The 7,286-nt window shown below is 37.6% G+C and carries 9 protein-coding genes; 4 read left to right on the top strand and 5 right to left on the bottom strand.

Annotated features, from left to right (window positions below; all coding sequences use genetic code 11):
• The first annotated feature begins 221 nt into the window (after positions 1 to 221).
• The 3 genes from mobQ to FTU95_RS14430 all read left to right on the top strand — a co-directional run bounded on the left by mobQ (position 222) and on the right by FTU95_RS14430 (position 3,776).
• The gene (gene mobQ, locus FTU95_RS14440; protein ID WP_059264791.1) at positions 222 to 1,658 is read left to right on the top strand and encodes a MobQ family relaxase; all 1,437 of its coding nucleotides are present in this window, start codon (positions 222 to 224) and stop codon (positions 1,656 to 1,658) included.
• A 576-nt stretch (positions 1,659 to 2,234) separates the two neighbouring features.
• A complete protein-coding gene (gene repM, locus FTU95_RS14435) occupies positions 2,235 to 3,158 on the top strand; it encodes a replication initiation protein RepM (RefSeq protein WP_005021644.1) in 924 nt (307 codons plus the stop codon).
• Between the two features lie 60 nt (positions 3,159 to 3,218).
• Entirely contained in the window at positions 3,219 to 3,776 is a 558-nt protein-coding gene (locus FTU95_RS14430) for a plasmid replication DNA-binding protein (protein WP_227656918.1), read from the top strand.
• 320 nt (positions 3,777 to 4,096) lie between these two features.
• Here FTU95_RS14430 and FTU95_RS14425 read toward each other — a convergent pair whose 3' ends face one another.
• From FTU95_RS14425 to FTU95_RS14415, 3 genes are all read right to left on the bottom strand, one after another.
• Positions 4,097 to 4,426, bottom strand: coding sequence for a four-helix bundle copper-binding protein (locus FTU95_RS14425; RefSeq protein ID WP_016658833.1), 330 nt, complete (start codon positions 4,424 to 4,426; stop codon positions 4,097 to 4,099).
• A 719-nt stretch (positions 4,427 to 5,145) separates the two neighbouring features.
• A complete protein-coding gene (gene nadS / locus FTU95_RS14420; RefSeq protein WP_004896911.1) occupies positions 5,146 to 5,418 on the bottom strand; it encodes a NadS family protein in 273 nt (90 codons plus the stop codon).
• Entirely contained in the window at positions 5,411 to 5,731 is a 321-nt protein-coding gene (locus FTU95_RS14415) for a type II toxin-antitoxin system RelE/ParE family toxin (protein ID WP_004896915.1), read from the bottom strand. The genes nadS and FTU95_RS14415 overlap by 8 nt, the downstream gene beginning before the upstream one ends.
• A 437-nt stretch (positions 5,732 to 6,168) precedes the next feature.
• Here FTU95_RS14415 and FTU95_RS15085 point away from each other — a divergent pair, with 437 nt between their 5' ends.
• Positions 6,169 to 6,372, top strand: a complete 204-nt coding sequence (locus FTU95_RS15085; protein ID WP_004896916.1) for a hypothetical protein — start codon at positions 6,169 to 6,171, stop codon at positions 6,370 to 6,372.
• Positions 6,373 to 6,466: 94 nt separating this feature from the next.
• Here the strand turns inward: FTU95_RS15085 and FTU95_RS14410 are convergent, their stop codons facing one another.
• On the bottom strand, positions 6,467 to 6,898 hold the full coding sequence (locus FTU95_RS14410; RefSeq protein WP_004986359.1) for a hypothetical protein: 432 nt from the start codon (positions 6,896 to 6,898) through the stop codon (positions 6,467 to 6,469).
• A 17-nt stretch (positions 6,899 to 6,915) separates the two neighbouring features.
• Complete coding sequence (locus tag FTU95_RS14405; RefSeq protein ID WP_088749624.1) at positions 6,916 to 7,182, bottom strand: mobilization protein; 267 nt, start codon at positions 7,180 to 7,182, stop codon at positions 6,916 to 6,918.
• Positions 7,183 to 7,286 lie beyond the last annotated feature (104 nt).

Here is a 7,286-nt window from a genome sequence, read left to right as displayed (position 1 = left end):
AGTAACGCTCATTAATCCAATACCATCATCCTGGGAAACCATCCCTAACATAAGCGCACTTGAATATGCATTCAAGGTGCTATATGTATAGTAATGTTTTCCTCGAAGAGCGCACTTATGCAAACTTCGTTTGCAAGTCCGATTGGGGTCTCCCCAATACCCCGACAACCGTATCCACGGTTGTATTTCACTACGTGAAAATTTAAAAGCGAAAAATAGGCATGGCGATTTACCACTTTTCAGTCAAAACCGTAGCACGATCAGCAGGGCGTTCCGCTACTGCTGCGATTGCCTATCGGGCAGGTGAAAAGATCTATTGTGAACGTGAGGGCCGAGAACATGATTACAGCCGAAAAACAGGTGTGGAATATAAAGAAATTTATTTACCCGAAGGCGCACCAGAACATTTAAAAAACCGGGAAAGACTCTGGAACGAAGTTGAACAACGGGAAACCCGAAAAAACTCGACAGTTGCCCGAGAATTTGAAATCGCTTTTCCAAGTGAATTAAATCAGGAACAACGCCTGGCCATGCTCAAAGAGCTATGCGCCAGTATCGTGGACAGACATCAGGTGGCCGTCGATGCCTGTATTCATGCACCGCATACTGGATCTGGTAGTGATGAACGCAATTATCACGCGCATATCCTGATGAGCACACGCAAACTTACTCCGGAAGGCTTCACCGAGAAAACCCGGGAACTGGATCAGAAACACAGTGGAGAAATCGAACACTGGCGCGAACACTTTGCCGATATCTGCAATATGCACCTGGATCTGGCTGGATACACTGCCCGAGTCGACCACCGCAGCTACAAAGACCAGGAGAATGGTTTAGAAGCCACGCTGCACGAAGGGCCGAAAGTCACCGAACTGCGCCGAAAAGGGATTGAGACCGAAATCAGCCGAAGCAATGACGAAATCAAACAGAGAAATCAGGCTCAGTTGCAATACGGCAAAAATATGGATCTGCTGATTGCTGAAAATGAGATCAAACTCAATACACTAAAAACTGAACAGCAGATCCAAATCAAAAATAGTGCTAAAACGCCACCAATTGACGAAAAAGCCCTGTTTGAAGAAAAACAGAGGGAAACCCTTGGCAAAGTGCTAAATCGCGAAATCAGCGCAAAAGACGCGAATCTAGACCTAGAATTTATGCAGGATGTTTTTAAAAAGGCAGAAAACACCTTGGGCAAGATGCAAAAGCATAAAAATGAGTTTAGTCAGCAGCTCGCCCAAGACATCGTGAAAAACAGACTCAAACAAAGTCATGACAAGTTGCAAAGTCTGGTCGATCAACACAATGAATTAACCCAGAACAAACCCTTACTGTTTGGAAAAAAAGCCTGGGAAGCCCAACGTGACGAGGTTTATCAGGAACACAAAAAGCTAAAAGGTCAGCATGAACACCAGAAAAAACATGGTATGAAGGATTTATTGGAAAATGAAAAGTTCAAAGAACATGCCTGGAAGCAGTACCAACAACAACATCCGGCCAAAGCCAAGCAATACCAGACTCTATACTCAACCTATCAAGTCATTAAAAAATGTGTGAATGAGATCAAAGCAGAACAACAGCTGAAACTCAGACAAGAACAACAACTCAAAGCACAGCAACATGCGCCTAGAATGAAATCTCGTGGCATGAGTCGCTAAACAGAGCGAGTGTCTACGAGCGAACTGAGAAAATTTGCCCATCCCTTTCCCTGATTACAAGCTCCCTATCCATCAATCACCTGCTTTACAGAGCATCCCGAATGGGTGCGAACTTTCCAATTTTGATCCCTAAACCGAGCGTAGCGAGAAAAAAAAGCTTATGAGCGAAGCGAATTCCGAGTTGCTTTTGCTTTTTCTAAAAGTCACGAAAACATGAACCAAAAAGTGCCCCGACGAATCGAGCGAAAGCGAGATTCAATAGAGTTTGAGCGAAGCGAAAACCAAGGGCAATTTTTCATTCCCTGGGCTTTTAATTATTTTTAAGCTTTTAAATGCTTTTAGACATGCTCAAGACTTTGTAAATAAAGGCTTCTAGATCTTATATGACTACGTTTACCTACCAATATGACTACGTTTACCTACCAATATGACTACGTTTACCTACCAATATGACTACGTTTACCTACCAATAATCTACATTATTTTTTTTGTAGATTTAACTACGTTTACCTTGCATTAATCTACATATTTATTATTATAGATTTATATTCATAAGTAATAATGTAGACAAATAAAATGCGGGACTTAGTAGTTAAAGATAATGCCTTAATTAATGCGAGTTATAACTTAGACTTAGTAGAACAACGTTTGATCTTATTAGCTATCGTCGAAGCAAGAGATAGTGGTCGAGGAATCAATGCAAATGACCCCTTAGAAGTGCATGCTGAGAGTTATGTAAATCAATTTAATGTTGCAAGACAAACAGCTTACCAAGCGTTAAAAGATGCTTGTAAGGATCTATTTGTACGTCAATTTAGCTATCAAGAAATTAATAAAAGAGGAAATGTAGAGAATGTTTTAAGTCGCTGGGTGAGCGAGATTAGATATATCGATGATGAGGCTACAGTAAAGTTAATATTTGCCCCTGCAATCGTGCCACTTATTACACGTTTAGAAGAACAATTCACTAAATATGAGTTACAACAGATTAGTAATCTCAGCAGTGCTTATGCTGTGCGGTTGTATGAATTATTAATTGCTTGGCGTAGTACGGGTCAAACTCCAATTATCGAACTAGCAGAGTTCAGACAAAAAATAGGCGTTCTTGATGATGAATATACAAGAATGGGAAATTTCAAAGATCGAGTATTAAATCTAGCTATTGCCCAAATTAATGAACACACGGATATTAACGTCCAATGTCAGCAACATAAAAAGGGACGTAATATTTCTGGTTTTTCATTCAACTTTAAACTGAAAAAAGTCGTTATAGCTCATAACAAAGAGCAAACTGCTCTTGAGATTTTCTCAAAATTTACCGATGCACAGCGTCATCTTTTTGCCAGTAAACTGTCTGAGCTTCCAGAGATGAATAAATATTCTCAAGGTACTGAAAGCTACTCACAATTTGCAGTTCGAATTTCTGAAATGCTACGAGATCCACAAAAATTTGAAGAACTACTCCCATATCTAAAAAAAGTAGGCTTTAATACAAAATAAACTTCATGTTCAGATTGGATGTTCACATAAACATCCTTGTACACGCACTGAGGGATTCCATTGAACACAACAAAATTTAGCGTTATGGACGCAAGTAAAGCCTTTAAAAAATCACGTACAACAATATACGAGGCTTTAAAAAGTGGTGAATTATCAAGAGATCATGATGGACTTATAGACTTGTCTGAACTTATCAGAGTTTATGGCAATCCAGTCGGTGTTCAGTCCAGTGCACGTACTGAACAAGTTCAAAAGGATGTACAAGTACACGTTCAATCTGAAGTTGAAAATGTATTAAAAGATCAAATTTCTTTACTCAAAAATCAGTTAGAGTTAGCAAATCAAAGAGAAAAGTCTTTGATGCAACATATTGAAGATCTTACTCATAGAATTGAGTTTAAGGGCACCTTAGAACAGCCAAAACAAGAAAATATTAATCAACTAAATGAATCTACTAATTCGAATATAGCAACAGATCCTCGGCCACAGACTGAGTCAAACTATGACGGATTGACTACTCCTCAGAAAGACAATAAACGTATCCCTGTCCCTGAACACGTTGAGCCTGAGCCTAAAAAGAGGGGCTTCCTGAGCCGTTTCTTCCTTCCTTATGGTTAGCCAGGACTCCAATTTTTTGATGAGCCAATTTCAGTGCAAGCACATGAAATAATGACTCATCAAAAAACCGGATGAGGTTTATTAAAACTGAATAAACTTGTGGAACATTGCTTAGTTATTGAGCGTGGAACACGAAAAATCACTGAAAAAGCCTAAGAGTGGTCTCTTAGGCTTTTTTGTACAGAATAATACATTGATTATATTAAGGTTTTATTAATGATTTCGTATAAGGTGTATTATGTTAATTTTAGGAAAGGCTCTAAGACTAGCAGAATGATTATGTTAGTCTAGAGCCATATAATTAACATTATTGAAGTATTTTACATGGCAATTTTTCGACATTCTTCTGCACACTGACGGCAAGCCTCAGCACATTTTTTACAATGATCATGTGAATGTTTTTCACACTCTTCCGCACAATATTCACAGATCTTAGCACAAAGCTCACAAATCTCTTTGAGGAAAGGTGAGTTATGTTGTTGCATACGCACACATAACTGACAAATATCTGCACATTCTAGACAACGTTGAATACATTCACGCATCATCTCTAAATCTTTTTCTTTTAAACAAGAAGTTGCACATTCAGTACAAATAAGTGAACAGTTTGTACATGCAGAAATACACTTTGAAAATTCCGTATTAATCATTTTTTACTCTCAACTTATATAATCAAAGAAATAATTAAAACATAATTTTTTTCTACTAATTATTTTAAATTATTAGTAAATGTAATACATAATGTTAATTTATATGAATAATGTTAATTTTAACTAAATCTTATTTATATTCCAAATTATTAAAAAACAGTTTTTAATTAGGATAGATGATCAAGTATCAAAAGCAGCTATTCTTAAAATAACTACAATAATTTTATCACTTTAAAAATAGATTTTCCCTCTATTTAACATAATGGGCGTTATACGAAATGCATATTTTAAACACATAAAAATCAAATACTTGTGTTATAGTGATAATGCTCGACGATGTCGAAAAGCTGACTTGGAAACAAGTCGGCTTTTTTATGAGCGATTTTGATACTTCTTGCCAATAATTTTGTTTAAAAAGTAACCAATTTTGCGGTTTTTCCTGATTCCATCAGATGCCCAGGGCGAAAATTATCCCCAATTTCTGGGGATAAAATTTAAACCATTTGTAAGCTTTAGCTTACATAAATTCCGGTGCTTTGCTGCTATTCGTAATAGTGGAATTTTCATATGATTAAGTGGTCAGGAACAGGACGTTCCTTAGAATTACAAAGAATGAGCACCAGGATGGGGCCAGATACCACAAGCACTAAGCCTGCACAGACCTAAAGTTCCAATAAAAAACCCTGGCAGGATGCCGGGGTTTTTTATTATCTAAACTTTTAAATCAGAGTTGGATGGGCATCCAGAATGCGAATTAAAGTCGCTGCAGGACCAGTCGGATAACGACGGCCTTGTTCCCAGTTTTGTAGGGTTCTGGCACTGATATGCAAACGTGCAGCAAATTCAGCTTGGGTTAAGCCTGTCTTCTCACGTACTTCCTTAATATCCGGCAATTCAAGCTCAGTTACCCGGCTTGCTTTCATTTCATTGCGTTTGATGGCACCAGCTTCTTTGATTGAAGCAACCAGGTCATCAAATAAGTTGTTATCCATGAAATTGCTCCTTCACTAATTGACGCAAAATAGAGGTCTCTTTGTCTGTCAGGTTATCTTTCATAGACTTTGGATAAGCCACCAGGAAAAATATCTGATCATCTTCTGTGACCCAGTAATAGATCACACGGATACCGCCACTTTTACCTTTATTACCTTGAGCACAGCGTACTTTACGAATGCCACCGCCATTCTTGATTAAGTCACCTTTATCAGGCTGTACCAAGAGATCTTGCTGGAGTTGACGATACTCTTCATCACTTACAAGCTCTTTGATTTGCTTGGTAAAAATACTAGTTTCAATGAATAGCATAGGTTTAAGTACGTCAATGGCGTATAAGAATTTTAGCAGTTTTAGAATAAAAAAACGAGAGCTATAGGTTCTCTGTTATTCCCAAGTAGAAATGTCCTACCTAATAACCAAATAGAAATGTCCTATAAGTTCTTTATCCGACATAGACACCAACATATCAAACCGTCCGCTAAGGAAATCGCAAAAGCGCATATTCTAAAAGCGGACATTTTTATTTTGGAGAAACCGGACATTTCTATTTGGGGCTTACATTCTCGTTTCGCGTAACCGCCATTATGTTAAATAAATAAAAGTTGGGAGATTATTTATTCTTTCAATAGACAAAAACTTGCGGAATTTTTCTTAATTTGTAATCCTTTCGGCTAAGGGTGTCTAGCGTAGCTAAGACAGGTATTAGTTATAGTCGGGCCGCTATAATACGGATGACGAGTGCCTGTATGTTTAACCTAAATATCTTTAATAAGATCTCTAGCGAAGTATTGACCATCAAAAATGATCTTGAGCTGAATTCCGAGAATCAACTGATAACTAAATATAAGACTTCTACTTCTGAAGATTATAAAAAAGCAATTATTTTGATCTTTAAAGAACGTGGCTATACCAGGTTAGAAATAGGTCAGTTACTTGAAGGCCAACTCTAAAGACTTCCTAAAAATAACATAATACACGTTATACGAAAGGCCCTATTCATGGGCCTTTTGATCATAGATTTAACATAAAATCTCTTATGCGAAATTACATACCAACTTTAACCACATTGTGGACAGGTTGGATTTTAGAGATAAGAAAAACTTCTAAGGCATTTGCTAAATAAGCCGTATCACGTTCAAAGCCTATTGTAATGATGGATCCAGCATCTTTCAGTCTTGGATCTATCGCAATATATTCAGTTTTATCTTCATTCCATCGGCAATATTTCATTACCCTGGCGCTTAAGCCATTACCACGATAACGGCCAGCCCCTCTAGAAGTCCCAACACCGATATAAGTCACTAAATCTCCTTTGATAAACGCATATACACCTTGTTTATCGTAATTAGGAATTTTTCCAAAATTAAAATGTACTGGTGACCATTCAGGAGGCTTTCCTAATAGATCTACATTCCAGTGATGTTCAAAGAATAATTCTGTATTACGTATTAACTCATTAAGTGTTGAATCTTCCACTACTCATCTCTCAAAATTTATAGATTAAAAAGCTTTCGGTCACGCTCATCCGTTAAATACTTATCCATCTGAGCAATTAGTTTAGCTCTGGCTTGTTCATCATCTTCAGTGATTTTTAACATACAGGATCCAATTAAAATTTTGCGTCTAGTATCATCCTTTCGAGCCTGTTCTTTCTCTTTGGCTCGTTCTCTTGCTAGTGCTGCCTGTCTTTGAGCTTTGAGCTGTTTCAGCTTTTCTTCCTGGGCTTTAATTTTGCTGTCTAGTGTTTCAGTAACGCTCATTAATCCAATACCATCATCCTGGGAAACCATCCCTAACATAAGCGCACTTGAATATGCATTCAAGGTGCTATATGTATAGTAATGTTTTCCTCGAAGAGCGCACT

The sequence above is a fragment of the Acinetobacter sp. YH12208 genome (genome assembly GCF_013418055.1).
In the GTDB taxonomy this organism is placed as follows: Bacteria; Pseudomonadota; Gammaproteobacteria; order Pseudomonadales; family Moraxellaceae; genus Acinetobacter; species Acinetobacter pseudolwoffii.
The sequence above is the reverse complement of the archived record's forward strand: the minus strand, read 5'-3'. Positions and strand labels throughout refer to the sequence as shown.

What these genes read in the sequence shown, in the direction of transcription:
- mobQ (WP_059264791.1), top strand. Translation starts at nt 222, where the DNA reads ATGGCGATTTACCACTTTTCAGTCAAAACCGTAGCACGATCAGCAGGG.
- nadS (WP_004896911.1), bottom strand. Translation starts at nt 5,418, where the DNA reads ATGGATAACAACTTATTTGATGACCTGGTTGCTTCAATCAAAGAAGCT.
- FTU95_RS14415 (WP_004896915.1), bottom strand. Translation starts at nt 5,731, where the DNA reads ATGCTATTCATTGAAACTAGTATTTTTACCAAGCAAATCAAAGAGCTT.
- FTU95_RS15085 (WP_004896916.1), top strand. Translation starts at nt 6,169, where the DNA reads ATGTTTAACCTAAATATCTTTAATAAGATCTCTAGCGAAGTATTGACC.
- FTU95_RS14405 (WP_088749624.1), bottom strand. Translation starts at nt 7,182, where the DNA reads ATGAGCGTTACTGAAACACTAGACAGCAAAATTAAAGCCCAGGAAGAA.
- FTU95_RS14425 (WP_016658833.1), bottom strand. Translation starts at nt 4,426, where the DNA reads ATGATTAATACGGAATTTTCAAAGTGTATTTCTGCATGTACAAACTGT.
- repM (WP_005021644.1), top strand. Translation starts at nt 2,235, where the DNA reads ATGCGGGACTTAGTAGTTAAAGATAATGCCTTAATTAATGCGAGTTAT.